The sequence below is a fragment of the Mesorhizobium sp. M3A.F.Ca.ET.175.01.1.1 genome (genome assembly GCF_004791945.1).
Classification (GTDB): domain Bacteria; phylum Pseudomonadota; class Alphaproteobacteria; order Rhizobiales; family Rhizobiaceae; genus Mesorhizobium.
On record NZ_SRTP01000404.1, the window covers coordinates 1 to 285 of the forward strand.

At 59.3% G+C, this 285-nt stretch carries 1 protein-coding gene; it reads right to left on the minus strand.

Annotated features, from left to right (window positions below; all coding sequences use genetic code 11):
- Positions 1 to 285 (minus strand): hemerythrin domain-containing protein (locus tag EN818_RS32175; RefSeq protein WP_135906767.1); only part of this gene is annotated, 285 nt, incomplete at both ends.

Here is a 285-nt window from a genome sequence, read left to right on the forward strand (position 1 = left end):
TCCCGATCATCGGGAGGACGTGCTCGCGTTCAAACGCTATGTGCCGGCGCAAGTTCTCGAACAGGCCGCGTAACATGAAGCCGATGGCCTCGGGGTTCTCGACTGTCTCGCCATGACCGATGGCCAGCAGAATTTCGGTCACCTCACCGGCAAAGCACTCATCTTCCACATGTTCAGCCCGCAGTCGCCGGGTTGAAGCAAGGTTCGCATTACTGCCGACCACGGCCTCCTCGTAGGCGGGGAAGATGACTGTCTCTTCATATCGATGGATGTCGCGCAGCAGCG